Here is a 26,949-nt window from a genome sequence, read left to right as displayed (position 1 = left end):
ATCATCTGTTGATGAGGTCGGTCGCCCACTCCACGACCCAGGCGTTCGCGGTTGTCCCGGGGATGACGTCCGGGTTGCTGGCGTAGAGGGCGTGGACGCCGTTCGCGGCGGCCAGGGCCTGGGCCCGCTCGAGTGCGTTGCCGATCTGCCGCGGGGCGTCGCAGATGCTGTCGTTGGGGGCGCAGATGTCCCACACGCGGTCGTGCAGTTCACCGAAACCACCGACGCGCGGTCCGCGCATGGTGGCACCGGGCACGATCGGCTGGACCAGCAGATTGAGCGGCTGGAGTGCGACCTCGGCGCCGACGCCGGAGACCTGGGTGCCGGGAACCTGGCCCACACCAGGTTCCCTGCGACCGTCCGCGATCAGGGCGACACCCCTGATGCGGTCGGCCGGCACCACACCGTTGCCCTGACCGATCTGGTGGGCGACGTCTCCGAGGATGACCGCACCCTGCGAGAATCCCGCGAGGATGTAGTCGGTGTACGGGCACTCGTCGTGCATGGTGACCAGTTCGGTCTCCAGCACCGACTGCCCCTCCTGGCGCGAATCGTCGTAGGTCATCTCGTGCTGCGCCTGGATGGAGCGGAACTGTGCCGTGTACGGCAGGGTCCACACCTTGACGTCCTCCGCGGGGAAACGCTCCTGCAGGGGACGGGTGATCGAGAGCATGAAGCTCCACTCGTTGGCGGTCGGGTGGATCGGATCGTCACCGGCGGCCGACTCCCAGGTTCCCGGCGCGGCGATGACCTCCACGTCGGGGCACCACTCCGGCTGGAGCAGTTCGGTGGGCTCGGGCACCCCCGGCGGCAGTGGTACGTCCTCGCCGGACTGCAGGAACCGGAAGGTTCCCACGCCGACGAGCAGCACCAGAATCAGGACCGCCAGGATGGTGAGGATCTTGCGCATGTGTGGAACTTCCGGCTAGCAGTAGGCGTCGGTCGCGGCGGTCTCGATGATCTCGACGACCTCCTCGACGGACTTGTCCGTGCGGCCCTGCTCGATGAGCTGGCCCGCGACGGCGGGGAGGGTGGCCCGGTTGAGCTCACTCTCGTCGCCACCGCAGACGGTGGACGCGGTGCCGATGAGCTGGTCCTCGACGCCGTCGATGTTGATGTCGGCGTCGCTGATCTCACCGAGGTAGTGGACATCCTCCGGGGTCCGCGGGAGGGCGGCCTCGGGGACCTCATCGACCTCCCGGGCCGCCTGGTCCTGCGGCTGCGGCTCCGCCGGGCGGGGGCGCCGGGCGGCCGTCTCCTCCTCTTCCTCTTCCGAGGTCTCGGAGGCTGCGGTCTCCTGCGCCGAGGTGCTCTTCTTCGGGGCACGCTCGAGAGGGGCGACCGAGGTCGGGGTGGCGGCGTCGTTGTCGACGGTGGCGTCGCCGCAGGCGGTGAGGGTCAGAGCGCCGGCCATGACGGCGGCGAGCAGCCGGGTGCGCATAATCAGTTGGTCTCCTCCTGGATAATGCCGTTGACCTGGCGGATGGTGCCGTTGCGGAACTCGACGATCTCGCCTCCGGCCGGGATGGTTGCGTGGTCAGCGGTCGGGTAGCCGAACTTACCCTGTTCCCATCGGTCCCGGCCCCAGTGGTCGAAGATCGCACCGTACTTGATGTAATGCGCGCCGGTGGAGACGGACCAGTAGATGTTGCCGTTGTCGAACTCCTGGAAGGCACCACCGGCGATGGACTTCTCGGGACCCTTGGGGAAGCCGAGCTCGGAGGTGACGTTGCCGAGCTCCTTGTACTTGGCGCCGATGGCACCGTAGACGACCTGGGCGTCGCCGTTGTCCGGGGTGACGATGACGCCGCCCTGGAACTCCTGGACCTGGCCGCCGTCGACGTCCTGCGGTGCGGAGGTCGGGAAGCCGAGCGGTCCGCGCTCCCAGCCGCTGCGGGACCAGGCGTCCTTGGCCTTCTGCGGGACCTCCCAGGCGCCGGTGGCGTGGGTCCAGTAGATGGAGCCGTTCTCGAAGTGGACGTAGCGGCCGTCGCCGTCCGGGGTGGCCTGCTCACCGGTCGTCGGGAAGCCGAGCCAGGAGGCGGGCCCGCCGATGTGGTGGTAGCGGGCGTTGATGCGGCCGAAGAGGGCGTGGGCACCGGTGTCCGGGGACCAGTAGGCGACGCCGTTGCGGAAGTCCTGGCGCATGCCGTCCTCGACGGGGTACTCGTTGTTGATGCACGAGCCGATCTGGCCGGCCTTGGTGGCCTCGGCGATGGCGCCGACGGCGACACAGTCGGGGCCGCGGTCCTCGGCGGACAGGCCCATGGCGTTGGCCATGTGCGGCCAGGCCTGGGACATCTCGAACTGCCAGTAGGGCCAGGCGTGGACGCCGGAGGGACGGAAGTGGACGACCGGCTCGACGCCTTGGGCGCGGGCGTGGCGGACGAAGGTCTCCGAGGACATGCGGGAGAGGATCTCGAGGCCGACGCCGGCGGCGTTGGCGGGGCCGGTGGCGACGGAGTTCGGCTGGCCGAAGTCGTCGCGGCCGGAGCCGGCGGAGACGTAGACCTTCATGTCCTGCAGGGCCTCGATGCCGAGCTTGGGGTCGTGGTCGATCCAGTCCTGGTGGCCGGGCTGGCCCCACATCTTGGTGCCGTCGTAACCGCCGGCGTCGCGCTGGGCGGCGAGGATGGCCTGCGGCATGCCGGTGGAGGTGGTGTCGAGGTAACCGGAGAAGGAGCCGACGAAGTCGAAGATGTGCGGGTTGCGCTGCGCGAGGTTCATCGCGGCGGTGCCGCCCATGGACAGGCCGACGATGGCGCGGTCCTTGTTGGAGCGGAAGCCCTGGTCGAGGATCGGGACGAGCTCCTGCATGAGGAAGCTCTCCCACTTGTAGTGCTTGCCGTTGTCGGGCTGCTGCCAGTCGGCGTAGAAGGAGGACTCGCCGCCGATGGGCAGGATGACGTTGACGTTCTTGTCGGCATAGAACTGCTCGATGTTGGTCTCGATGGTCCAGCCGGAGTCGTCGTCGCGGGCGCGCAGGCCGTCGAGGGCCCACACCTCGGCGAAGGTGCGGTTCGGGCTCGAGTGCCAGTCGCGGGCCAGGAGGATCTGGACCTGGATGAGCTCGTCGGGCATGGCGGCGGAGCTGATGAACAGGGCGACACGACGGTTGGTGATCCACTCGACGCGCTGGACCTCGACGCCGGCCGGCAGGTTGGCAATGTCCGGGTAGGTCGTGTTGATCGGGGTGCGCTGCGGCGGGTCGGTGGGGCGGAACGAGTCGGAGAGGTCGCTGCTGCCCGGCAGGGCGCCCTGAGCGTGTGCTGCGGGGGCGACGGCCAGGCCGAGGGCCAGCGTGGTCGGGACAACGACAGCGGCGAGCCAGGGGCGCCGGCGCTGCGGGGAACGGGATGCGGTGTCGCGCATGGTGTGGATCCTTGTGGGTTCGCGGTCGTGTACCCCGGCGTGCGCGGGGGCCGGGTGGTGCCCGGGGGTTCCCCTCCCCCGGGATGCGCTTGTCGACGCCCACCCGTACCCGACGTCGCCCGCCGGTGCATGGTGTGTTCAGTAGTTCTCGCCGTGGGGCTGTGGGGCCCCTCTGGTCGTGCTCAAGTTTAAGTTGAACTTGAGACTTCAGCGTACGGCACGCCGAGGAGAATGGAAAAACCCCGGAAGATGACCTTCCGGGGTTCTCGCTGCCGCGCTGTTACCAGGCGTTCATCACGTCGAGGACGCGCGGCTTGGTCTCGTGCAGCTGGTGCCCGAACTGGGTCCAGTTGTGGATGCCGGTCATCGGGTAGTCAGCGGTGACGTTGATACCGGTGGCGCGGGCCTTACCCTCCCACAGGTGGGTGGACACGCGGGCCAGCATCTCCAGCGGCGCACCGGAGAGCTTGAGGTTCGCCGGGTAGTTGGCGTCCTCCGGGCCGGGGATGCCGGTGGCGGCGGAGATGTAGACGTCCTTACCGCGCAGGCCGTCCATGTTGAGGAACGGGTCGTTCTCGAAACGGCGCGGGCTGACGACGGTGCCGTACATCGCGTTGATGTTGAAGCCACCGGCGTCGAGCAGTGCGACACGCATGAGGGTCTGCATACCCGGCATGGTCTGGGTGAGGTAGCCGGACCAGGACAGGGCCTGGCGGAACTGACCCGGGTGCTTGGCGGCCAGGTTGAGGGCGGCGGTGCCACCCATGGACAGGCCGGCGATGGAGTTGTTGTCCGGCGCGACACCGAAGTGCTGCTGCAGGTAGGCCGGCAGCTCAGAGGTGAGGAAGGTCTCCCACTGGTAGGTGACCGGGTTGTTCAGGTCGTACGTGGCCGGGTGGTCCCAGTCCGCGTAGAACGAGGCTGCGCCACCGACCGGCATCACGAGGGTGATGTTGGAGTCGGCGTAGAGTTCCGGGGCATTGACGTCCACGGTCCAGGCGTTGGCGTGGTTGGTGGCGCGCAGGCCGTCCAGCAGGTAGAAGCCTGCGTTGCCACCACGACCGGCAGGCTGCACCTGCACGGTGATGTTGGCACCGGTGGACGGGGACCAGACGTCGCAGCGCTGGACCCAGTAGGCGACGGCATCCCACTCGCAGTGACCGGTGGCGTCAGGGCGCAGCCACCCACGGTTGTCGGCGTTCGCGACGCCGGTGCCACCTGCGACCATGATGGCCAGCGCGGTGGCGATGGCGGTGACCACCGCAACGATCTTCCTGCTCACGCTGCGGGCTCCGGTGATGACGGACATATTTCTCCTCGGCTTGGCGTACTTCGACGGGACTATCGACCGCGCCCGCCAGTTCGTTACGAACCGCGCAGCCGTGGAAACTGTCCCTGCCCGTGACACTCTAGAGCAAAAGGTAACGAAAAGCTCATTGTTTCGTTATAGGTCTGTGACGTTCTGCGATGCTACCTGGGGACTTCGGGGGAAATGTCGTTTTCCCATGCCAACCTAATTCCGGGGGTGGGCGGCCCGAACTCCGCGAGAACCTCCTCCGGATCGAGGCTGAACTCCAGGGTCCGGCCGTCGGTGAGCGCGAAGCGGATGTTGCGCAGGAAGCGGTCCATGCTCATCGGCTCCCGGTAGGAGGCCATGAGCGCCGCCAGCGCCGGGGTCTGCAGGGCCTCCCGGGCCCGGCCGGTCTCCTCCGGGTCGTACCACGGGGGCAGGAAATCCAGGTGCAGGGAAGTGTCGGCGGCCTGCCAGGAGAACGGCAGCCACTTGTCGTGGCCGACGCGGGCGTCCGGGTCACGCGGCTGGCGGGCGGCCAGCGGGGTCGTCAGACCGACGGTGTCGAGCACGCGCATCTCCAGCGGGGCGTTCATGCTCGTCATGCCCAGGTTGATGTGGAAGACCGTGGGCGGCTGGCCGACGAGCCCGGTGGGGTCACCGTCGGTGAATTCGCGCGGGATGCGCGGCGCGGTGGTCCAGGAGAACTCCTCCTCGTTGAGGAGGAACATCGTCATGAGGCCGGCGTCCTCCTCCATCGCCTGCTCCATGACCTCCGGGTAGTGGTTCATGGCCTTGGCGGTGAGGAAGTCCGTGGCGAACATCGGGGGGTCGTTCTGGTCGCGGAACGTGGCGTAGGTCCAGAAGTCGCGCTCGTCGACGATCCCCAGCTCCTCGTAATCGGTCTCCCAGTCGATGGGGTGCCCGGTGAGCGTCGTGCTCACGGACCACCAGCACACCGCCGCCAGGCCCACCGCCGTGATCGCGTCCCAGCGCATCGAGGTGTTGCGCAGGTCCGACAGGGGCACCAGCGCCACGGGCAGCAGCAGGGCGAACAGCGGCAGCAGCAGCATGCGGCCGTGCATGAAGTCACCGCCCACGCGCAGGACGTAGAGCACGTGGATCGTGCCGGCCACGAGGATGAGGGTGGTCACCGCCACCGGGGTGCGCAGGCGCGCCCGGCCGGTGACCCGTTCGGGGGCGGACGCGGACACGCGCCACAGCGTCACGGCGCCCAGGGCGACGAGCAGCGCCAGCGCCAGCCACAGGAGGTACGGGTCCGCCAGGTCCTGCACGTAGTTCCAGCCCGAGGCCCACTCCGCGTCGCCCGCCGACTTGGCGACGGCCGTGTGCGGGGTGAGCAGCCCGTAGTAGCCCATGCGGAAGATCTGGTAACCCGCCGGGACCGGCAGCGCCACCGCCAGGATGAGCGCCCGCTGCCGCCACGACGTCGCCGCGACGAGCAGGAGCAGCCCGGCCAGGCCGCCGTAGAGCGCCAGCTCGGGGCGCACCAGCCAGGAGATGCCGGCCCAGAAGGCCAGGACGTATGTGATGCGGTCGGGGGCCGGCCCGGTGGAGTGCTTTCCGACGCGGGGTTCGCGCTGCGCCCAGCTGACCAGCAGCCACCACAGGCCGGAGATCCACAGGAGGCTGAGCCCCCACTCCAGGCCCGAGGTGGCGAAGTCCCGCGCCGGCGGCAGGGCCAGGTAGACGAGGCCACCCGCCGGGATGAGCAGGAGGGTGGCACGCCGCCGGTACAGCAGCGCGGTGCCCCAGGCACCGATGCCGAGGGCGAGGGTGGTGAAGATGAGCGCCAGCCACGTGGCGATGACCTCCAGCCGGGCGTCACTCACCAGTGCCACCAGGTAGATGAGGTACTGCCACAACGTGGAGGTGTTCGCCTCGACGCGCTCCCCGGCGTTGAACACGGGGCCGTTGCCCGCCAGCAGGTTGCGGACGGTGCGCAGCACGATGAGGCCGTCATCGCTCATCCAGCGCCGCCGCCACCCGCCGATGAAGGCGAGGACGGCCAGCAGCAGCGCGGCCCCGACACCGCTCCACAGCGTGAGGGTGGGGCGGGTTCGTGCTGGTTGACCGGACACCCCGGCAGCTGTGGTCATGGGTGCAGATGGTAGCAGGGGGACGGGAGGGGTCCGGGGACCGACTACATCATCGGCACGAGGTACACGGCCATGACGATGCACAGGATCCACAGCACGGCCAGCAGCTGCAGCACGCGGTCGGACAGGGCCATCTCATCCGGGGCACCACCGGCGCCGCGGTCGACGTCGGCCGCGTAGCGCAGGATGGCGATGGTGAACGGCACCATGGAGACCTGGTACCAGACGCCGGCCATACCCTCGACGGAGTTGGAGAGCTGGAAGCCCCACAGCGCGTAGCTCATGACGACGGCGGTGGCGGCCAGGGTCCACACGAAGCGCAGGTAGGTGGCGGTATAGCCCTGCAGGGAGCGGCGGATCTTCTTGCCGGTGCGCTCGGCGAGCTGCAGCTCCGCGTATCGCTTGCCGGAGGCCATGAACAGCGACCCGAAGGCGGCGACGAGGAGGAACCACTGGGAGAGGTCGATGCCCGCGGCGACACCACCGGCCATGGCGCGGAGCATGAAGCCGGAGGAGACGAGCGCGATGTCGATCACCGGCAGGTGCTTCCAGCCGAAGCAGTAGCCCAGCTGCAGGGCGATGTACACGGCCACCACCGCGGCGAGTCCCCAGCCGGAGGAGGCCAGGAAGGACAGGCCGACGGCCGCGATGATGAGCCCCACGGCCATGGCGTACGCCAGGCCCACCGGCAGCATGCCGGAGGCGATGGGGCGGAAGCGCTTGGTCGGGTGCTGCTGGTCGGCCTCGACGTCGCGGGCGTCGTTGACCAGGTAGATCGACGAGGCAGCGAGGCAGAAGACGATGAAGGCGAGGAGGACGTCGAGAAGCGTGCGCCCGTCGGTGAGCGCCTCGGCGCCGGCGGCCGCGGGGGCGGCGACGACGAGGACGTTCTTCACCCACTGCTTGGGGCGCAGCGCCTTGATCATGGCGTCGGGGAGGTTCTTCGGGGGGCGTCGCTTGCGGGTGTTGTCGATGCCCTCGGTGTGCGGCTCCGGGTAGAAGATGCCGGTCTTCTCCTCAACCGGGTGAGACTCGGTCACGCGCTCTTCCTCTCGATTGCGGTGATGACCTTGGCCGTCGTGGCTCCCAGGACGGCGCCGGCCAGGGTGTCGGTCGGGTAATGCACCCCCAGAACCATACGCGACAACATCATCACCGGAATGCCGAGCAGCGGGGCCTTCGACCCCGTGAGGTCGGACAGGCTGACCAGTGCGGCGGTGGTGGACGTCGCGTGCGAGGACGGGAAGGACAGGCGGGACGGGGTGCCCACGCCCACGCGGATGCGCGGATCGTGCGGGCGGGTGCGGCGCACGATGCGCTTGATCACCACGGATGCGGCGTGCGCGGTGAAGGCGGAGGCACCCAGCGCCAGCCACCGGCGGCGCCGCCGCTCGTCGGCGACCGCGCCCGCGCCGGACAGCGCGAACCATCCCAGGGCGTGCTCACCGAAATGGGACAGTGCCGTTGCGGTGGGAATCACACCCGGCTTATCGACGAGCGCGTCCTGGACCCGGACCAGCAGGTCCACTTCACGGTTGCTCATTCGAAGATCTTCTTCCAGGATTCACGGCTGACCAGCTCGGGCTGGGCGGCGCGGTAGGTGTCGCGGAGGTCGTCGAAACGCTCGGCGATCTCCTTCTGCAGGGCCCAGGTCTCCTTGAGCAGGCGCTCGGCAAGTTCGCGGTCGCGCTTGCGGTAGGCGACGCCGTTGTTGCCGGCGGTGGTGACGGTCGCGCCGTCGAGACGCGAGAGCGAGAACCAGCGGGCCTCGGCCGGGGACAGGTTGGCCTGCGGCGTCTCGTGGTGGCGCGGGTCCTCCTTGCCCAGGGAGTGCTTGAGGCCCTTGAGCAGCCAGCCGACCTTCTTGATCTTGGCCAGCCGACCGCCGATGTCCGCGGTGGGCACACCCGGTGCGCCGGAGGCCGGCGGCAGCTGGGAGGCGGAGGGGAGGACGACGGCGTCGGAGTAGTTCTTCCGGATCTCGGCGATGCGCGGCAGGGAGGACTCGAGGATGTCGAAGAGGTGGTCCGGGCCGGCGAGGAAGTCCTTCATCGACTCGATCTGGATGGCCAGCGTCGAGTACTCCATGCACATGAGGTGCTTGAAGGTGGACTTGCGCAGGGAGGTGATGATGCCGTCGACGGGGCCGTCGTGGTTGAGGGCGGCGACGATGAGGCGGTTGCGCAGGTGGAAGTAGGCCTGCCAGTCGATGGCGTCGTCCTTGTCGGCCCACGCCATGTGCCAGATGGCCACGCCAGGCCAGGTGACCGTCGGGAAGCCCGCCCTGCCGGCGCGCAGGGAGTACTCGGTGTCGTCCCACTTGATGAACAGGGGCAGCGGCTGCCCGATCTGCTCGCTCACCACGCGCGGGAACATGCACATCCACCAGCCGTTGTAGTCGACGTCGATGCGGCGGTGCAGGTCGCGGGTCTCCTCGCCGGTGTCACCCAGGGGGTACTCGGCGAAGTCGTGGTCGTAGGTGGAGTGCGGGGCGGGGCCCCACATGAAGTCGTGGCCCTGGACGATCTCGCCCATGGTGCGCAGCTGGGAGCGTTCCTGCAGGTTGAGCATCTGTCCGCCGACGATGATCGGGGACTTGGCGTAGCGGCCGACCTGCACGGAGCGGAGGATGGACTCCGGCTCGATGGCGATGTCGTCGTCCATGTAGAGGATGAACGGGGACTCGGGCGCACCGGCCGCGCCGTCGCCGAGGGCCTCGTACATGATGCGGGAGTAGCCGCCGGAGCCGCCGAGGTTGCCCTGGCGGAACTCGTGGAAGCGCCCGCCGAAGTGGGCGACCGCCGCGTCGTAGCCGGGCTCGTCGGCGGGGTGCTGGGTGCCCTGGTCGGGCATGATGACGGCGTCGATGGCGGCGTCGACAAGCGGGTCCTCGCCGAGGGCCTGCAGTGCCGCGACCGCATCGGCGGGGCGGTTGAACGTCGGGATGCCGACGGTGACGCGCTTGTCGAAGGGGCCGACCTCGGTGCCGTCCGGCATGATCTGCGGGCCGGGCTCCCGGTCGGCGTACCAGCCGGCCTCGGTGAGGGTGGTCTCGGTCTCGGCGGTGACGTCGAACCACAGCCAGCCGCCGTCCTCGAAGTGCGAGAGCGGGATGGTGAATTCCGCCACATCGTCGGTGACGAGCTGTCCGGCGACGGCCACGCGCGTGCCGTCGATCTTGGAACGGTAGACCTCGATGCTGGCCTGTCCGGCGACATTCATGCGCAGCAGCACGTGCTCGAGCTGCGACCAGCGGCGCCAGTAGCTGGCGGGGAACGCGTTGAAGTAGGTCTGGAAAGAGGCCTCCGCACCGGCGGGGACCGTGACGGTGACCCGGTCCTCCCAGGTCAGGCGCTCCTTGTTCTGCTCGGCCTCGACGAGGTAGAGCATGCGTACGTCATGCGGCTCGCCCTTGCGCGGCAGCAGGATCCGCTGCAGCATTTCGCGCACGGGGGCATTCGGGTTGTTCTTCACGTCGGGTGAATCCGCCTTTCGACTCATCTCCGGAACAAGGGTAGTGCTCCCGGGCCGGAAATCGCGCCGCACTCACCGACGGCCGGCGCTTATCCTTGACGGCATGAGATCCCTCATCGCCGCCCTCGTCCTCGGAATCGGTCTGCTCGGGCTCACGCCGGCCGCCTCCGCCGCGGAGCGCATCGAGGTCCTCGACCTCGCCGACGAGCTGTCCGACGCCGACGAGCAGTTCCTCCGCGACCGCACCCCAGGCATCGATCTGCCGCCCGAGGTCACCGCCGTCACGTACGTCCTCTTCCCGGTCAACGACGACAACCTCAACGACACGGTCCGCTCCTTCGGTGAGAACGAGCGCCGTGACCTCATCTCGGAGGCGGGTGACAAGTGGGCGCCGGGTGCGCTCATCGTCGCCGTGGGCCGCGACCCGCAGCGCATGGGCGTGTACTGCGGGGACGACGTGTGCGACGCCGCGGACATCTACGCCGACGGTCGCCTCGACGGCATCCTCGACCGCATGCGCCCGCCGCTGCGGGACGGCAACCTGGCCGCCGGCATGCTGGAGGGCACGAAGGCCGTGGCGGACCCCACGGCGGTGCGGGAGAGTTCCGATGCGCCCGCGTGGCTGGGCTGGGCCGTCGGCGGCGGCGGTGTGGCGTTCGGCCTGGGGCTCGTGGGGGCGGCCGCCGCTGCTTCGCGACGCAGGCAGGTGGCCACCGCCCGCGAGCAGTTCGACGTGGTCCAGCGCGACTACGGCCGGGTCGCCGGGGAGCTGCAGGCCATTGACGTGCGCGCGCATTCGCTCACCTCTCCCCTGGCCAACGATGCGTTGCGAGGCCAGTGGGAGGAGGTCAAGACCGGTTTCCTCGGTCTCAACGACACGTTCGACCGGCTCGCGGGGCTCACGGCCGACTCCCCGGACAAGGAGTTCCGGGAGCGGCGGGCATCGATCGCCACCGCACATGAGCAGGTCACGCGCCTGCGCACGGCGGAGGAGAACATCGAGCAGCTGGCCCGCATGGAGCACGGGGACGCCGACGTCCGGCGCCGCGGGCTCACGGAGCTGCACGAGGACAACCTCCGCGCGATCACGGACATCGACGATGTGGATCTGAAGAATCGCCTCGAGCTTCTCGACGCCCGCGTCCTCGACCTCCGCGCCCGCCTCGACGCCCCGCAGTTCATGGACGAGTTCGCGGACCTGGTCACCGACCACCGCGTGCTCGTCGAGGCGGCGCAGGAGAAGCTCTACGAGGAGTCCGGGACCGCGGAGGTCTCCGACGACGGGCGGCGGGCCCCCGCCCTGTGGGACGCCGGGTGGCGTCCCGGCAACTACGTCCCGTACGCGATGGTGTACTCGTGGCACTCCGCGGACGTGGAGGCCGCGCAGTCCGCGGGCAGCAGCGCCACCACCGGATACTCCTCGGGAGGATTCTCCGGCGGTGGCGGATCGAGCAGTTACTAGGCGGCCAGCTCGCGGGCGTCCTCGCGGGAACGCACCGGGATGTCGAGCCGGGTGAGCAGGCCGACGACGCGGGCCTCCATGTCGTCGGCGAAGGTGCGGATGCCCTCGATGCCCATGCCGTCGGTGGCGGGCACGTCCCACTGGACGAAGGTGCGGCCGGGCAGGTCGTGCGGCTCCTCGGCGTCGAGGTAGACGACGACGTCGGCGGCGGCCAGGGTGCGGCGACGCTCAGTCTTGTACTTCGCGCCGTCGGCGGCCAGGCCCCGCTCGTCCATGACCCACTCGATGAGGGCGTCCTCGCGGTTCTCCGGGTGGGTGGCGGCGACGGTGGCGACGATCGCGTTGTCGCTCACCCGGCGGGCCAGCGCGGCGGCCAGAACGGCGCGGGCGGCGTTGGTGCGGCTGGCGAAGAGGATCCGCTTCCGCGGAGTCCCGACGTCCCCGTGGGTCCACAGGTGATCCTCGATCCGGCCCGCCGCCTCGCGGTGGACGAGGACGGGGAGGAAGTCGGAGATGCGCGCGGTGGCGGTGTGCTCGGCGATGACGGTGTCGAGGATCTCGTCGATGACGGCGGAATCGGCGCGGTGGCCGAAGCGGGTGTAGAGATCCTTGCGGACGGTGCGGAAGGTGGTGGTGTTCATAATGAAGTCCCTTTCTTGTTGTTTACCTAGCGTTAACCCTAGGTGAACAGAAAGTAAACATGCAAGTAGGCGCGCTGGGAGTTTGTGGTCGAACCTCAACAATCCGCAGGTCAGACGCGTTTACCTGGAGTTAACTTTAAGGAAATCCACCACGTGACAGCCGCCACAACCACCCCGGGAATCCATCCCGTAAGAACGTCTTCCACCCAGTGGACACCCAACGCCAGGCGCGAGAGACCGATCACCAGGGCCCCCACCCAGGCGAGGAGCGACCACGCCCGCCAGCGGATGATGAGCGTCAGCGCCATCGCGAAAGCCGCCGCCCCGGTGGCGTGTCCCGAGGGGAGGGAGTAGTTGGACGCCTCCACCAGCCACTGTTCGGCTGGGGGACGTTCACGCCCGATGAGCCGCTTGAGCACGTGACTCGTCAGGTTGGCGGCCAGCACCGCCAGCACCGCCAACGCGGTGGGGTCGGTGAGCAAAGAGAAAACGCCCCACAAGGGGGCGTCGATAAGCGGCATTTAGGCGGCGTAGTCGGCCTTGCCGAGCTCCACGAGGAGTTCCTTCACGTGGCGCTCGACGTCGTCGGCGATCTCACGGACCTTCTCGATGGGCTGGCCGGCCGGGTCGGCGATGTCCCAGCGCTCGATGCGGTCACCGGGGATGCCGGGGACCTCGTCGACGCCCATGAGGACCACGACATTGGCGCGGTGGACCGTGCGGGGCACGATCTCCTTCTGATAGAGGTGGCCGGTAGCGATGCCGCGCTCCTGCAGCACCTCGAGGACCTGCGGGTCGATGCCGCCGACGGGGTTGAGGCCCACGGAGCGGACGAAGACGCGGTCACCGACGGCGTGGGCGGTGATGGCGGAGGCCAGCTGGGAACGGCCGGCGTTGCGCTCGCAGACGAAGAGCACCTCCGGGCGGGCGGTACCGCTGCGACCCTTCGCCTCGGCGCGCTCCTCGAGGATCTCGGAGACTTCGCGCTCGACGGTGATGGGCAGGAAGGTGTCGATCTTGGCCTTGGCCTCGGCCTCGGCGATGGTGGCGTCGAGAAGCTCGTCGATGGTCCGGGCGTAGAAGTACTGTCCGTAGCGGCGGTGCAGATCCTCACGGACGATGGCGTAGCGGTCGCTGCTCATGATTCGGATGCCTTTCTGTAAGCCGGAAAACCTTGAGTTTCCCATTTGTTAACCTAGCGTTAACTTTACTCTGCGGCCTCCGTCAACACAACTAGTGGCCGCGCTCCTGCTCGAGGGCCACGCCCTCCTCGTAGAAGGGCACGAGCTTGTTCTCCCACAGGGTCAGCGCCGACGCGATGGCCATGTGCATGTCGAGGTACTGGTACGTGCCCAGGCGCCCGCCGAAGAGGACCTTGTTGTCACGCGCCTCCTCGGCCGCCAGCTCGCGGTAGGCCTTGAGCATCTCCCGGTCCTCGGGCGTGTTGATCGGGTAGTACGGCTCGTCGCCCTCCTCGGCGAAGCGCGAGTACTCCTTCATGATGACCGTCTTGTCCTTCGGGTAGCGGTCCTCCCGCTCCGGGTGGAAGTGCCGGAACTCGTGGATGCGGGTGTACGGCACGTCCGCGTCGTTATAGTTCATCACCGGGGTGCCCTGGAAGTCACCGGTCTGCTGCACCTCGGTGTGGAAGTCGAGGGTGCGCCAGCCGAGCTTTCCGGCGGAGAAGTCGAAGTAGCGGTCGAGCGGGCCGGTGTAGACGACAGGCGCGTCCGGGGACTCCGCGCGCAGCTCGTCGCGGACGTCGAACCAGTCGGTGTCGAGACGGACGTCGATGAGCTCGTGGTCGGCCATGCGCTCCAGCCACGCGGCGTACCCGTCGACGGGCAGCCCCTCGTAGGTGTCGTTGAAGTAGCGGTTGTTGAAGTTGTAGCGCACCGGCAGGCGGGTGATGTTCGACGCCGGCAGGTTCTTCGGGTCCGTCTGCCACTGCTTGGCGGTGTAGTCGCGGATGAACGCCTCGTAGAGGGGGCGGCCGATGAGCGAGATCGCCTTCTCCTCCAGGTTGTTGGCGTCCTTGGAGTCGATCTCACTGGCCTGCTCGGCGATGAGCTCCCGCGCCTCGTCCGGGGTGTAGTAGCGGCCGAAGAACTGGTTGATCATGCCCAGACCCATGGGGAACTGGTACGCGGTGCCGTCGTGCATGGCGAACACCCGGTGCTGGTAGCCGGTGAAGTCGGTGAACTGGTTGACGTATTCCCACACTTTCTTGTTGGAGGTGTGGAACAGGTGCGCACCGTACTTGTGGATCTCAATGCCCGTCTCCGGCTCCGCCTCGGAGTAGGCGTTGCCACCGAGGTGGGTGCGGCGCTCGACGATGAGCACCTTCTTTCCCAGCTGGCTGGCCGCGCGCTCCGCGACGGTGAGTCCGAACAGGCCGGAGCCGACAACAATGAGGTCGTATGTCATGGAAGACAGGCTAATCGACGCCCGCCTCCCCCACCCGCTGCAACACCGGGGCGACACGCCATGCAGATTATTGTCACACCAGTATCATCATCCCCGAATGTGTACTAGAGTTCACTCGTGACCAGTTTGGCCACACGTGTATCCGCTATTTCCCCAGCAATTTTCCCAGGGAGTCCCCACCGTGCAGCAGCGACGCCGTATCGCCACAGGGCAGACCAGCGTCAACCCGACGTTGGCCGTTGTCCTGACCCTCGCCCTCATCGTCTCCGCCGCCCTCGGCGGAAACCAGATCCTCAAGACCCAGGACATCGGCTCCGGCCCCATCGAGGTGTCGCAGGCCTCCGCCTCCTTCGCCTCCGGTGACAACGTCGTCGTCGACGACGCCGCCATCGCCCAGCAGTCCGGCGTCCCCGGCCCGCGCACGGTGAAGGAGTTCACCCGCGACGAGCAGTTCTCCATGTTCGCCATCACCTGGCTGGACCACCGCGACATCGCCGCCTACGTCCGCGCCGAGCAGCCCGACGGTTCCTGGGGCCCCTGGTGGGACGCCGAGCCCATCGGCGAGCTGGGACCCAACGGCGAGAACGGCACCGAGCTGCTCTACGTCGAGCCGACCACCAAGGTCCAGGTCTCCATCGTCGGCGTCGACATCCTCGGCACCCCGGAGGAGGCCCCCGAGGTCGACATCAACATCGCCGACGAGGCCGCCGTCGACATCCCGGTGAACGCCGGACTCGCCCCGCTGCCCACCAACTACGGCGACATCCAGCCCGTGGCCGACGTCGCCGCGCCCGAGGACCTCGACGTCGTCTTCATCGACGGCAACGCCGAGGAGGGCGGCATCGCCCTGGCCACCGACTCCGTCACCGACGGAATGCCGCCGGTGGTCACCCGTGCCGGCTGGGGCGCGCCCTCCGGCAGCCGCTGCAACACCACCTACGACCAGAACCTGCAGGCCGCCGGCGTACACCACACCGCGGGCTCCAACAACTACACCCAGGCCCAGGCCGCCGGCATCATGCGCGGCATGCACAACTACCACGCCAACACCCTGGGCTGGTGCGACATCGGGTACAACGCGGTCGTCGACAAGTTCGGAACCATCTACGAGGGCCGCTACGGCGGCCTCGACAAGAACGTCCAGGGTGCCCACGTCGGCGGCTTCAACCGCGGCACCTTCGGCATCTCCATGATGGGCAACTACGACACCGTGCCCACCACCCCGGTGATGATCCGGTCCGTCGGCGAGATGATCGGCTGGAAGGCCGCCCTCGGCGACTTTGACCCGCAGGGTTCCGCGTCCTACACCCCGCTGTCCTTCGGCGGTTCGAAGTACACCGGCGGCGTCGCCATGACCCTGCCCAACGTCTTCGCCCACCGCGACGCGCACAACAACGCCTGCCCGGGCCAGTACGGCTACGCGCAGATGGACACCATCCGTTCCATCGCCGCGCAGAAGTACCAGGAGATCAAGTCCGGCACCGCCACCTCGGCGACCGCGACGACCACGACCAGCCCGACTGCTCCGACCGAGACCACAGAGCCGACGGAGACAACCTCCGAGACGACTCGGACCACGGAGCCCACGGAGCCCACGGAGCCCACCCAGCAGCAGCCGCCGGCCCCCGAGCCGCAGCCGAACGACCCGCTCGCCATGCTGCGCAACGCCGCAGGTGGTGACACCACCTCCCTGCTCACCATCGCGGGCACCCTGGCCGGTCTGGCCGTGGCCTTCCTGGCCGCCGACGGCGCCCTGCCGGGCACGACCCAGCAGGTGGGTGACGTCCAGATCCTCGACGGCGTCAGGCTCGAGGACCTCAAGCCGATCCTCGACATCGTGTCCACCCTGGCCAGCGATCCGCAGATCAACCAGGCCGTTGACCGCGTGGGCACCAATTACGGTGCCGTGCTCGGCGAGCCGCGCGGTGGCCTCAACACCGCCGACGCCACGTACGCGCTGTTCGACAACGGTGTCGTCATCAACGAGAACGGCACCCCCGAGGCCCGCGCCCTGTGGGGTGCGATCGGTGACCTGTGGGCCGCTCAGGGCTTCGACCTCGGCCCGCTGGGCATGCCGCTCAACGAGCAGTACAACGAGGGCGACCTCATCCGCGTCGACTTCGAGGGCGGCTACGCCACCTTCAATCCTGCCGACGGCAACGTCGACGTCAAGCTGAACTGACCCGCTCATCGACGCCCCTTCCAGCCCCCTGACCGCACGCGGCAGGGGGCTGTGAGCTGCGTAGATGATGTCATCCACCCCCGCTCATCACCCCCGTGTCCGGTGCGTGCTCTAGGTTGTGTTTCGAACAGGTAATCGAGATCGGGAGGGGGGTGAGAACCATGGCGCAGCCGTCCTGGGCGGTGCTCGACGAGAGCAACTTCCACTACGAGTTCCGCGTGGCCAAGGTGAAGGCCGACTACCTCATGTGGCGGTCGGCGCAGCCCATCACGGATGTCCGCACCGACGAGGACTGGACCACCCTGTCCTCGGTGCTCTACAGCCAGCTCGGGGTGACCAAGCACCGCCAGGCACGTTTCCTCGACGCCCTCGAGTGCCTCGACCGGCTGCCGCGGCTCAAGGCGTTCGTGGAGGAGACGTGGCTGCTGGACATGGAGCAGCTCTCCGCCATCGAGCGCGCGGTCGGTGAGGCACCGATCGCGATCCAGAACGACGACTTCTTCTGGCAGGCCCTGGACGAGGACCTCATGGGCCGTTTCACTCCGTCGCGCCCCCGTCAGCTCACCCCGACGAACTCCACCATCAAGGCGACCATCATCGGCACGATCCGCAGCGTGGAGAACCTGGCCGTGCCGGACGCCCACCCGTTGGGCGACAAGCCGACGGAGGGCCCCGAGCCGTGCGAGAACCCGGGGGAACTCATGTCAACCCTGCCGCCGGTGGAGGAGGAGCCGGACCAGCTGCTCATCCAGGACCTCGCCGGCGGGAAGGTGCGCTTTGAGCTCACCGTCGGACAGGGGGACGGCACGCAGATCGCCGACGCCGTGGCGCAGGCCGCGAGCGAGCAGGACTGTCCCCCCGCGACGGCTCTGACCGGCCTTATCCTCGGCAACATCACCACGAAGGTGACCACCATGGTCTACCAGGCCAAGGACGTCGAGGACGCACCCGTGTTCCACCCGGAGCGCGGCATCCTCACCGATGACGCCGCCGCCACCCTCAACGATCTGGTGACCGCAACCCTGGACATGGACGAGGCCGCGGAGGCCGCGACCCGCTCCTACGAAACCACGCGACCGATCCGCGCCTACCTCTACGGCCGCGACTAGATCTGCCGCTGGCCGGGGTGCTCCCGCAAGGCCACCCACTGCGACGCGGATCACCGGATCGACCACGATGACGGTGGGCCGACCACCGCCGCCAACATGGTCATGCTGTGTCGGCACCACCACAACCGAAAAACCGACGGACAGGCCTTCTACCTGCTGGATCCGCACACCGGTGACGTGTACTGGCTGTTCGCCGACGGCACCTACATGGTCGACGCCGCCACCGGCCCGTTGGCCCCGAAGCAGAGGAACTGGGTGCAGACCTTCTCACAACGGCGTCGGCGCTGCCGGGAGATCCGCGCCGCGAAGGCCGCCGCCGCACGTTTCGACGAGTACCGTCACCGCCTCGACACCCCACCCGAACCCCGCCGCTACCTGCCCTGGCGCAGGCACGAGGAAGCCGAACCCCGGACAGTGGAGGTTTAGGCCCAATCGAAGCTGCGCTCCACCGCTCGATCCCAGTCCGCCACCAGTTCCTCACGCCGCGCGGCCTCCCAGGTCGGCGTCCACGCCTCGTCCGGGGCCTGCAGGGCACGGACCTCCTCGAGGGAGGACCAGTAACCGGTACCGATGCCCGCCGCGAAGGCGGCCCCGAGAGCGGTGGTCTCGATGTTGCCCGGACGCACCACCTCGGCACCCAGCACGTCGGCCTGCAGCTGCATGAGGGTTGCGTTGGCGGTCATGCCGCCGTCGACACGCAGGCTCGTGAGCTCGATCCCCGAGTCCGCGATCATCGCCTCGACGACCTCGCGCGACTGCAGCGCCGTGGCCTCGAGGGCGGCGCGGGCGATGTGGGTGCGGTCTGCGAAGCGGGTGAGGCCGACGATGACACCGCGGGCGTCGGGACGCCAGCGCGGGGCGAACAGCCCGGAGAACGCCGGGACGATGAACACGCCGCCGTTGTCATCGGCGGCGATCGTCTCCACCTCGTCCGCCGAGCGGATGATCCCCAGCTGGTCGCGCAGCCACTGGATGAGGGATCCGCCCACCGCGACGGACCCCTCCAGTGCGTAGACCGGGGGCTCCCCGTCGCGCTGGTAGAGAACGGTGGACAGCAGGCCGTGCTCGGAGAACTGGGGCCGGTCACCCGTGTTGAGCAGCAGGAACAGGCCCGTTCCGTAGGTGTTCTTGGCGTCGCCGACCTCGAAGCAGCCCTGCCCGAACATGGCGGACTGCTGGTCACCGAGCACCCCGGTGATGGGCACCCCGGCGAGCGTGCCGCGCCGGCGCACCGCGCCGAACTCGCTGAGCGAGGGACGGATCTCGGGCAGCACCCGGGGCGGCACCCCGATCTCGGCGCACAGTTCCTCGTCCCACTGGCAGGTGCGCAGATCCATGAGGAGGGTGCGCGAGGCGTTGGTGACGTCGGTGGCGTGGACCGCCGGGCGTCCTTCATCCCCGCGGGCCCCGCCGGTGAGGTTCCACAGCAGCCACGTGTCGATGGTGCCGGCGAGCAGCTCCCCGGCCTCCGCGCGCTCCCGGGCACCGTCGACGTGGTCGAGGATCCACGCGATCTTCGGCCCCGCCGGATAGGAGTTGGCCAGCAATCCGGTGCGGTCGAGCCAGCGCCGGGGATCATCCCCCGCGATGTCGGCGGTGCGGGTGTCCTGCCACACGATGGCGTTGTGGATGGGCCGGCCGGTCGCCTTGTCCCACACCACCGCGGTCTCCCGCTGGTTGGTCACGCCCAGCGCGGCGATGCGGTCCGGGGAGACGTCGATGTCCACCATCGCGGTGGACACGGCGCGGCGGGTGTTGGCCCAGATCTCCAGAGGGTCGTGCTCCACCCACCCCTGCTGCGGCATGATCTGCCGGTGTTCGTACTGCCCGGAGGACACCACCTGCCCTGCCTCGTCGATGATGACGCAGCGTGTGGATGTGGTGCCCTGGTCGATCGCCGCCACATACTGTTTCGGGTGGGAAGCCGTCATGGCTCAATCCTAGAACCAGCGCTCGAGGACCTGCGCGATTCCACCCTCGTTGTTGGTGCCGGTGACGAAGTCGGCGACGTCCTTCACCGAGTCCCGCGCGTTGCCCATGGCCACGCCGATGCCCGCCCAGGCGAGCATCTCGATGTCGTTGGGCATGTCCCCGAAGGCGATGACCTCGCTCTGGTCGATGCCGTGCATGGTGGCCAGTGTCGAGACGCCGAGGGCCTTGGTCACGCCGGGGGCGGCGACCTCCAGGAGCCCCTCGTTCATGGAGAAGGTCACGTGGGCGACGTCCGGGTCGAGGAACGGGGCGAGGATGTCGAACATCTCCGGGGCGCTCAGACCCTCATGGCGCAGGAGCATCTTCACGGCCGGTTCGCTGATGACCTCGTACTCGGGAAGGACACCGAAGCCCTGCTCCTCCCAGGTGTTGAGGAAGTCGGGGGCGACGACGAACATTTCCTCCTCCGGGTCGAAGGCGGAGCGTCCGACCCGTTCGCAGGCGACCGCCACGCCGCCGACCCCGTGGAACGCCTCCTTCGCCAGGTCGAGCACCTCGGTCATGGTGTCGGGGGCGAGGGTGTGGGAGGCGATGACCTGGTCGTTGGCGGAGTCGTAGACCACCGCGCCGTTGGCGGTGACGCACACCGGCCGGATGGGCAGCTGGTCGAGGACGGGGAAGATCCACCGGTGCGGGCGCCCGGTGGCCAGGGCCACCTCGGTCCCGGCCTGGACGGCGCGGACGATGACGTCGCGGACCTGCGGCAGGATGCGCTCCTGCGAGGTGATGATCGTGCCGTCGACGTCACTGGCCACGAGCTTCGGGGCCGGACCGGGTGTCTCCATGATTTATCTCCTGAGTTTTTCCTTCACCATGTCGATGAAGGAGCGTGCGTTGCCGAGCTTGGCGTCGGCCCGCTTGTCCAGCTTCGCGGCCGCCTTCTTCTCCGCCTTGGCTGCCTTGGCGGCCTTGGCCTCGGTGTCGATGCGGCGGGCGTCGATAAGCGTGGGGGCGGAGCCACCGTCCTCGGCGGGAATCCAGTACTCGCCGGCCGGGAACGGGCCGTAGGCCCGGGTGTAGTCGTCCTTGACCCGGTCGAGGAGCACCTGCATGGCGTCCTTGAGGCGTGCGATCGCCTCGTCCGGCGAACCGGAGGGGTCGATCGGCTCGCCGATGCGGATGAATACCGGGGTGTTCGTGCGGCCGAGGCGCTTCGGGTGCCCCTTGGTCCAGATGCGCTGCGACCCCCAGATGACCATGGGGATGAGCGGGGCGTCGGCCTCCGCGGCGATGCGCGCGGCCCCGTTCTTGAACTCCTTGAGCTCGAAGGAGCGGGAGATCGTGGCCTCCGGGAAGATGCCCACCAGCTGCCCGGCGCGGAGGCGCTCCACGGCGTCGAGCAGCGAGGACGCCCCGGCGGAACGGTCCACCGGGAGGTGCTTCATGGCACGCATGAGGGGGCCGGCGACGGGGGCGTCGAAGATCTCCTTCTTCGACATGAACCGCACCAGGCGGCGCCCGCGCAGGTGCGCGGGGATCCCGCCGAAGATGAAGTCGTAGTAACCGGTGTGGTTGATCGCCAGCAGAGCCGGGCCCTCGAGCGGGATGTTCTCCGCCCCGAAGACGGTCAGGCGGATGCCCTGGGCCTTCATCAGCGACTTGGCGATCGGGATGATGGTGCTGTTGTACGGACGTTCCTTCGCCTCGACCGGGTGGTCGGGGACCTCGGGCAGCTCACGCGGGACGTAGAAGCCCGCGCGCTTGGTGAACGGTCGCTTGGCCATGGTCTCTCCCCTACTTCTTCGGCTCGAGAACATCCTTGCCCACAAACGGGCGCAGCGCTTCCGGAACGACGACGGAGCCGTCGGCCTGCTGGTTGTTCTCCAGGATGGCGACAAGCCAGCGGGTGGTGGCCAGCGTGCCGTTGAGGGTCGCGGCGATCTGGGCCTTGCCGTTCTCGTCGCGGTAGCGGGTCTGCAGACGACGACCCTGGAAGGTGGTGCAGTTCGAGGTGGAGGTGAGCTCGCGGTAGGTGTTCTGGGTGGGCACCCATGCCTCGGTGTCAAACTTGCGGGCCGCGGACTGGCCGAGGTCACCGCCGGCGATGTCGATGATGCGGTACGGGACCTCGACGGCGGAGAGCATGTCGCGCTCCATGTCGAGCAGCGCCTGGTGCTGGGCGGCGGCGTCCTCCGGCTTGCAGTAGACGAACATCTCCAGCTTGTCGAACTGGTGGACGCGGATGATGCCGCGGGTGTCCTTGCCGTAGGAGCCGGCCTCGCGGCGGAAGCAGGAGGACCAGCCGGTGTACTTCACCGGGCCCTGGGACAGGTCGATGATCTCGTCCTTGTGGTAGCCGGCCAGCGCCACCTCGGAGGTGCCGACGAGGTAGAGGTCGTCGCGCTCGAGGTAGTAGATCTCCTCCGCGTGGTCACCGAGGAAGCCGGTGCCGGCCATGATCTCCGGACGCACGAGCACCGGCGGGATCATGAGCTGGAAGCCGGCGGCACGGGCCTTCTGTGCGGCGAGCATCATCATGCCCAGCTGCAGGAACGCGCCGTCGCCGGTGAGGTAGTAGAAGCGGGCGCCACCGACCTTGGTACCGCGCTCCATGTCGATGAGCCCGAGGGAGGTGCCCAGCTCGAGGTGGTCCTTGGGCTCGAAGTCGAACTGGCGCGGCTCGCCGACGTGCTCGAGGACGATGAAGTCGTCCTCACCGCCGGCCGGGGCACCCTCGACGACGTTGGACAGCTGCATCTGCAGCTGGTTGACGGCCTCCTCGGCGGCCTTCTGCGCCTCCTCAGCCTCCTTGACCTTGGCCTTGAGCTCGTTGGAGCCCTCGAGCAGGGCGGGGCGGTCCTCCGGGGCGGCCTGGCCGATCTTCTTGCCGAAGGCCTTCTGCTCGCCGCGCAGAGCGTCGGCCTCGGAGATGGCGGAGCGACGCTGCTCGTCGGCGGCGATGAGCTTGTCGACGAGCGCCGGGTCCTCACCTCGGGTCACCTGGGAGGCGCGGACGACGTCGGGGTTCTCGCGGAGGAATTTGAGATCAATCACGCATACGAGCCTACCGCGCGTCCCCGCCGGTCGCGCCGATGGTGGGGGCACGGTGTCAGGCCGACACCCTGCACTGGTCATAACCAGCGGCGTAGGATCGATCACATGGCTGCTGCATCGCGGATGACCTCCCCACCCCAGTTGCCCGCCATCCCCATCACGGACGGGCCGAAACCCAAGCATGCGCAGCTCCGGGCGATCCTCGAGGAGATGTGCACCACCCAGCTCCATCCGGGTGATCTGCTGCCCGGTGAGCGCGTGCTGGAGGAGACGTACGGCGTCTCCCGCATCACGGTGCGTCGCGCCATCGGTGACCTGGTGGCCAGTGGCCGCCTGCGCCGGGCCCGCGGCAAGGGCACGTTCGTCGCCCCGAATCCGCTGGTCTCACGCCTGCACCTGGCGTCGTTCAGCTCGGAGATGAAGGCGCAGGACGTGTCGGCGGCGTCGAAGATCCTGCTCTCCGAACGCGCACCCGCCCCGCCGGAGGTCCTGGAGTTTTTCCGTTCCGAACCGGCGACGCTGCACACGCATCTGCGCCGCCTGCGCCTCGGCGACGGGGAGCCGTACTCCATCGACGACGGCTGGTACAACGCCGAGCACGTGCCCGGCCTGCTGGAGAACGACGTCTACAACTCCGTCTACTCCATCCTGGAGAACCACTACCGCGTGCCCGTCACGGAGGCCGATCAGGTGGTCACCGCCGTCAGCGCCGACGAGCAGCAGGCCGCGCTTCTCGACGTCGCGCCCGGCACCGCCCTGCTCCACATCGTGCGGTACTCCCGTTCCGGGACGTTGCCGGTGGAGTGGTGTTCCTCGGTGTACCGCACCGACCGTTATCGTCTGAACACCCGTGTCACGCGGGAGAGTGAGTAGGATTCGATCATTATGACGACTTCCACCGCACGTTCCGCGGCAGCAGTACGCACCGGCCTGGTGGCCGCACTCGCCGCCGCCGTTGCCGTCGGCTCCTACGGTTACTTCTCCGTGGACACCCCGGGGGACAACGGCAACGGGAGCACCGTCAGCAGCGTGGCCGGGCCCGCCAACGGGGAGAACGGCGGCAACGGTGCGGCCCCCTTCACCACGGCCGACGTCGGTGCCTGCCTGACCTGGGACATCGCCGAGGACGGGACCGTCAGCAACTTCCAGCAGGCCTCCTGCGACGGCGAGCACCGTTTCGAGATCTCCGCCCGGGAGAACCTCGCCGCCTACCCATCGTCGGAGTTCGGACGCAACGCCTCCATGCCGGACCTCACCCGCCAGGCCCAGCTGCGCGAGGAGCTGTGCCAGACCCCTACCCTGCGCTACCTCGGCGGCCGTTTCGATCCGGTGGGCCGCTACTCCATCGCCCCGATCCTCCCGCCCGCCGAGGCGTGGGAGGCCGGCGACCGCACCATGCTGTGCGGCATCCAGTCCACCGACGCCTCCGGCGTGCCGATGCTCACCACGGGAGCCGCCGCCGAGCAGGACCAGGCCGTCGTCGCCCAGCCGGGGCAGTGCGTCTACGTCGATGACTCCCGTTCCCTGCGCACCGTCGACTGTGCGGAGAACCACCAGCTGGAGACCACCGCCATCGTCGACCTGGCGCCGGTGTTCCCGGAGGGCACCCCGAGCGTCGAGGACCAGGACCGTCACCTGCAGGATGCGTGCACCCAGGCCGCCATCGACTACCTCGGCGGGGAGGAGAACCTGTACCGGTCGACGCTGCAGCCCTACTGGGGCACCCTCGGCCAGGCCTCGTGGATCGGTGGTTCCCGTTCCGTGAACTGTTCCCTGTTCCACGCCACCCCGGAGGGCGGGTTCTCCAACCTCAACGGCACCGCCCGGGACGGCCGGGAGGGCCTGCTCATCGACGGCCAGCCCCCGGCCGAGCAGCCCGAGCGCAACCCCCTCCGAGAGCAGCCCGCCCCGTAATGGTCGACATCAGCGACGAGGCCTTCGACGATCTGGTCAACGACGCCCTCGACCAGATTCCGGACGAGTTCGCCCGCCGCCTGGTCAACGTGGCCATCCAGGTCGCGGACTACAACGAGGAGCACCCCACCTACCTGGGGCTCTACGTCGGCGTGGCCCTCCCCGACCGCACGCACCACCACACCGGTTTTCTTCCCGACGCCATCTTCATCTACAAGGAGGCGCTCAAGCGCTACTGCCACTCCGAGGAGGATCTGGCGGAGCAGGTGAAGGTGACCGTCTTCCACGAGGTCGGCCACTACTTCGGGCTGGAGGAGGACGACCTCGAGAGGTTGGGCTGGGGTTAGATCTGGTGGTCCAGGTCCGCCCAGCGCACGAGCTTCCACTCGCCGAAGGGACGGTCCCCGGGCTCGAGGACGATGAAGCGGCAGTTGCCCAGGTAGCCGGCGAACGCGAAGTCGGGGTCGACGCTGGCGGCGTGCGCCGCCATGGTGCGGATCGCCGCGCCGTGGCTGACCACCAGCACATCCTTCGCCGCCCCGTCGGCCAGGTGGGAGAGCACGAGGTTCTCCATGACGGGCCGGTAGCGGTCCATGAGCTCGAGGTAGGTTTCGCCGCCCGGGATCCGGGCCTCGGCGTCCGCATCGAGCCAGCCGCGCAGGGCGGTGGCGTAGGAGCGGTGGGAGTCCTCGTCGGAGAGCATCTCGTGGTCACCGGCGAAGATCTCGTGCAGGCCGACCTCGACGTCGATGAGCATCTCGCGTTCCCGCAGGCCGGCGGTCTGCTCGAAGGCGGTCATGGCGAGCAGCGCGGTCTGCTGGGCGCGCAGCGCCACCGAGGAGACCACCGCTCCGAGACGCCCCGGGGAGCCGCCCCCGGCCTCGCAGTACTCGGTGAGTTCGACGCCGACGTTCCACGCCTGGTTGCGGCCGGTGTCGGTGAGTTCGGCCCCCGGCGGGCGGGTGTCCAGTTTGCGGGCGACGTTGCTGTGCGTCTGGCCGTGGCGCAGCAGGATGAGCCGTCCGGTCATGCCCGTCCCTCCCGGGCGGCGCGCACCCAGTCGGTGGCGCGCTCCAGTCGGGCCTGGTCGGCGACCGTCGCCTCCCCGTCGCGTCCCGGGGTGGGCCAGGAACCGAGGTAGGTGATGTCCTCGGCGCGCAGCCACAGAGCGCGCAGGGCCTCGGCGAGGGGGACGTCGTCGATGTGGCCGACGAGGTCGACGTAGAAGTGGTACGTGCCGAAGACCTTGCGGGTGGGGCGGGACTCGATGCGGCTCATGTCGACACCGCGGAGGGAGAACTCGGTGAGGGCGGCGACCAGGGTGCCGGGCTCGTTGGGCAGGGTGAACACGACGGTGGTCTGGTCGGTGCCGGTGCGCGGCGTCGGCACGCCCCGGGGTCCGACGACGACGAAGCGGGTGCGGGCCCCGGCCACGTCGGCGACGTCCTTCGCCACGACATCGAGCCCGAAGAGGACTGCGGCGCGGTCGGGGGCGGCGGCGGCGTCGGCGCGCCCCTCGGCGACGGCCTCGGCGGCCGCCGCGTTGGAGGAGGCGGGGACGAAGCGGGCGTCGGGAATGTTCTCCGCGAGCCACTGCCGCACCTGCTGATGCGCCACCGGGTGGGTGGCGAACGTCCTGACGTCGGACAGCTCCGTTCCGGGGCGCAGCATGATGGAGAACGCGATCTCGATCTCCAGCTCGTGGTAGATCTGCACGCCGCCGGCCTCGACGAGCGCATCGAAGGTGGAGGTCACGGCACCGTCGACGGAGTTCTCTATGGCCACACACGCGAAGTCGGCCCGCCCGGCGCGCACCGCGTCGAGCGCCTCACGCGGGGAGTTGACGGGCAGCTGGGTCACCTCACCGGGGCCGAACGCCCCCTGATCCTGGAAGCGGATGAGCGCGGCCTCGGTGAACGTGCCCGCTGGGCCGAGGTAGGCGACGGTGGTGGTCTCAGTCATGACTGCCAG

General features: G+C 68.8%; 25 protein-coding genes. 7 read left to right on the top strand and 18 right to left on the bottom strand.

The features are described from left to right. Position 1 precedes the first annotated feature (1 nt). The 8 genes from B9Y70_RS05270 to B9Y70_RS05235 form a co-directional block, all read right to left on the bottom strand. Positions 2-910 carry a cutinase family protein gene (locus tag B9Y70_RS05270; RefSeq protein WP_085549218.1) on the bottom strand — a complete coding sequence of 303 codons (909 nt, stop codon included), beginning with the start codon at positions 908-910 and terminating at the stop codon, positions 2-4. 15 nt (positions 911-925) lie between these two features. Continuing rightward, positions 926-1,441: a hypothetical protein gene (locus tag B9Y70_RS05265; protein ID WP_085549217.1), complete on the bottom strand. Its 516-nt coding sequence runs from the start codon at positions 1,439-1,441 to the stop codon at positions 926-928. A gap of 2 nt (positions 1,442-1,443) precedes the next feature. Then, positions 1,444-3,372 (bottom strand): alpha/beta hydrolase-fold protein, encoded by a 1,929-nt coding sequence (locus B9Y70_RS05260; RefSeq protein WP_085549216.1) that lies wholly within the window; start codon positions 3,370-3,372, stop codon positions 1,444-1,446. A gap of 280 nt (positions 3,373-3,652) precedes the next feature. Beyond that, positions 3,653-4,681: an alpha/beta hydrolase gene (locus B9Y70_RS05255; protein ID WP_085549215.1), complete on the bottom strand. Its 1,029-nt coding sequence runs from the start codon at positions 4,679-4,681 to the stop codon at positions 3,653-3,655. 161 nt (positions 4,682-4,842) lie between these two features. Then, positions 4,843-6,783, bottom strand: coding sequence for an arabinofuranosyltransferase AftB family protein (locus B9Y70_RS05250; RefSeq protein WP_085549214.1), 1,941 nt, complete (start codon positions 6,781-6,783; stop codon positions 4,843-4,845). Between the two features lie 44 nt (positions 6,784-6,827). Beyond that, entirely contained in the window at positions 6,828-7,823 is a 996-nt protein-coding gene (locus B9Y70_RS05245) for a decaprenyl-phosphate phosphoribosyltransferase (protein WP_085549213.1), read from the bottom strand. After that, on the bottom strand, positions 7,820-8,326 hold the full coding sequence (locus tag B9Y70_RS05240; protein ID WP_085549212.1) for a phosphatase PAP2 family protein: 507 nt from the start codon (positions 8,324-8,326) through the stop codon (positions 7,820-7,822). The genes B9Y70_RS05245 and B9Y70_RS05240 overlap by 4 nt, the downstream gene beginning before the upstream one ends. Beyond that, positions 8,323-10,284, bottom strand: a complete 1,962-nt coding sequence (locus tag B9Y70_RS05235; protein ID WP_085549211.1) for a glycosyltransferase — start codon at positions 10,282-10,284, stop codon at positions 8,323-8,325. The genes B9Y70_RS05240 and B9Y70_RS05235 overlap by 4 nt, the downstream gene beginning before the upstream one ends. Positions 10,285-10,360: 76 nt before the next feature. On the opposite strand from B9Y70_RS05235, the gene B9Y70_RS05230 reads away from it, so the two are divergent. Then, entirely contained in the window at positions 10,361-11,719 is a 1,359-nt protein-coding gene (locus tag B9Y70_RS05230; RefSeq protein ID WP_159449785.1) for a DUF5129 domain-containing protein, read from the top strand. On the opposite strand, the gene B9Y70_RS05225 is transcribed toward B9Y70_RS05230, so the two are convergent. The 4 genes from B9Y70_RS05225 to glf form a co-directional block, all read right to left on the bottom strand. Continuing rightward, positions 11,716-12,360 (bottom strand): three-helix bundle dimerization domain-containing protein, encoded by a 645-nt coding sequence (locus tag B9Y70_RS05225; RefSeq protein WP_085549210.1) that lies wholly within the window; start codon positions 12,358-12,360, stop codon positions 11,716-11,718. The two genes, B9Y70_RS05230 and B9Y70_RS05225, sit on opposite strands and share 4 nt — an antisense overlap. 110 nt (positions 12,361-12,470) lie before the next feature. Further along, on the bottom strand, positions 12,471-12,881 hold the full coding sequence (locus tag B9Y70_RS05220; RefSeq protein WP_085549209.1) for a phosphatase PAP2 family protein: 411 nt from the start codon (positions 12,879-12,881) through the stop codon (positions 12,471-12,473). After that, positions 12,882-13,502, bottom strand: a complete 621-nt coding sequence (locus B9Y70_RS05215) for an arsenate-mycothiol transferase ArsC (RefSeq protein WP_159449784.1) — start codon at positions 13,500-13,502, stop codon at positions 12,882-12,884. Positions 13,503-13,593: 91 nt separating this feature from the next. Next, a complete protein-coding gene (glf, locus tag B9Y70_RS05210; RefSeq protein WP_085549207.1) occupies positions 13,594-14,787 on the bottom strand; it encodes a UDP-galactopyranose mutase in 1,194 nt (397 codons plus the stop codon). A 181-nt stretch (positions 14,788-14,968) separates the two neighbouring features. Between glf and B9Y70_RS05205 the strand changes: the two genes are divergently transcribed. The 3 genes from B9Y70_RS05205 to B9Y70_RS05195 all read left to right on the top strand — a co-directional run bounded on the left by B9Y70_RS05205 (position 14,969) and on the right by B9Y70_RS05195 (position 18,504). After that, a complete protein-coding gene (locus tag B9Y70_RS05205) occupies positions 14,969-16,969 on the top strand; it encodes an N-acetylmuramoyl-L-alanine amidase (protein ID WP_085549206.1) in 2,001 nt (666 codons plus the stop codon). A 161-nt stretch (positions 16,970-17,130) separates the two neighbouring features. Then, on the top strand, positions 17,131-18,078 hold the full coding sequence (locus B9Y70_RS05200) for a hypothetical protein (RefSeq protein WP_085549205.1): 948 nt from the start codon (positions 17,131-17,133) through the stop codon (positions 18,076-18,078). Beyond that, on the top strand, positions 18,079-18,504 hold the full coding sequence (locus tag B9Y70_RS05195) for an HNH endonuclease signature motif containing protein (RefSeq protein WP_143337532.1): 426 nt from the start codon (positions 18,079-18,081) through the stop codon (positions 18,502-18,504). It begins immediately after the preceding gene. On the opposite strand, the gene glpK is transcribed toward B9Y70_RS05195, so the two are convergent. The 4 genes from glpK to serS are packed head-to-tail and all read right to left on the bottom strand — an operon-like array spanning position 18,501 to position 23,064. Beyond that, entirely contained in the window at positions 18,501-20,009 is a 1,509-nt protein-coding gene (glpK, locus tag B9Y70_RS05190) for a glycerol kinase GlpK (RefSeq protein WP_085549203.1), read from the bottom strand. The two genes, B9Y70_RS05195 and glpK, sit on opposite strands and share 4 nt — an antisense overlap. Positions 20,010-20,018: 9 nt before the next feature. Further along, complete coding sequence (locus B9Y70_RS05185; protein WP_085549202.1) at positions 20,019-20,855, bottom strand: HAD family hydrolase; 837 nt, start codon at positions 20,853-20,855, stop codon at positions 20,019-20,021. A gap of 3 nt (positions 20,856-20,858) precedes the next feature. Continuing rightward, on the bottom strand, positions 20,859-21,794 hold the full coding sequence (locus B9Y70_RS05180) for a lysophospholipid acyltransferase family protein (RefSeq protein ID WP_085549201.1): 936 nt from the start codon (positions 21,792-21,794) through the stop codon (positions 20,859-20,861). A gap of 10 nt (positions 21,795-21,804) precedes the next feature. Then, positions 21,805-23,064 (bottom strand): serine--tRNA ligase, encoded by a 1,260-nt coding sequence (serS, locus tag B9Y70_RS05175; RefSeq protein WP_085549200.1) that lies wholly within the window; start codon positions 23,062-23,064, stop codon positions 21,805-21,807. A 105-nt stretch (positions 23,065-23,169) separates the two neighbouring features. Between serS and B9Y70_RS05170 the strand changes: the two genes are divergently transcribed. From B9Y70_RS05170 to B9Y70_RS05160, 3 genes are read left to right on the top strand one after another with little or no spacing between them, the layout of a single operon-like run. Next, positions 23,170-23,937 carry a GntR family transcriptional regulator gene (locus tag B9Y70_RS05170; RefSeq protein WP_240309147.1) on the top strand — a complete coding sequence of 256 codons (768 nt, stop codon included), beginning with the start codon at positions 23,170-23,172 and terminating at the stop codon, positions 23,935-23,937. Positions 23,938-23,949: 12 nt separating this feature from the next. Further along, the gene (locus tag B9Y70_RS05165; protein WP_085549198.1) at positions 23,950-24,978 is read left to right on the top strand and encodes a septum formation family protein; all 1,029 of its coding nucleotides are present in this window, start codon (positions 23,950-23,952) and stop codon (positions 24,976-24,978) included. After that, a complete protein-coding gene (locus B9Y70_RS05160; protein ID WP_085549197.1) occupies positions 24,978-25,325 on the top strand; it encodes a metallopeptidase family protein in 348 nt (115 codons plus the stop codon). The genes B9Y70_RS05165 and B9Y70_RS05160 overlap by 1 nt, the downstream gene beginning before the upstream one ends. Here the strand turns inward: B9Y70_RS05160 and B9Y70_RS05155 are convergent. Further along, positions 25,322-26,008 carry a histidine phosphatase family protein gene (locus tag B9Y70_RS05155; protein WP_085549196.1) on the bottom strand — a complete coding sequence of 229 codons (687 nt, stop codon included), beginning with the start codon at positions 26,006-26,008 and terminating at the stop codon, positions 25,322-25,324. The two genes, B9Y70_RS05160 and B9Y70_RS05155, sit on opposite strands and share 4 nt — an antisense overlap. Continuing rightward, complete coding sequence (pheA, locus tag B9Y70_RS05150; RefSeq protein WP_085549195.1) at positions 26,005-26,940, bottom strand: prephenate dehydratase; 936 nt, start codon at positions 26,938-26,940, stop codon at positions 26,005-26,007. Before pheA ends, B9Y70_RS05155 begins: the two co-directional genes overlap by 4 nt. Positions 26,941-26,949 lie beyond the last annotated feature (9 nt).

The organism is Corynebacterium pollutisoli, assembly GCF_900177745.1.
GTDB classification, from domain to species: Bacteria; Actinomycetota; Actinomycetes; order Mycobacteriales; family Mycobacteriaceae; genus Corynebacterium; species Corynebacterium pollutisoli.
Note: the sequence above shows the minus strand (reverse complement) of the source record. Positions and strands in the feature narration are given on the sequence as shown.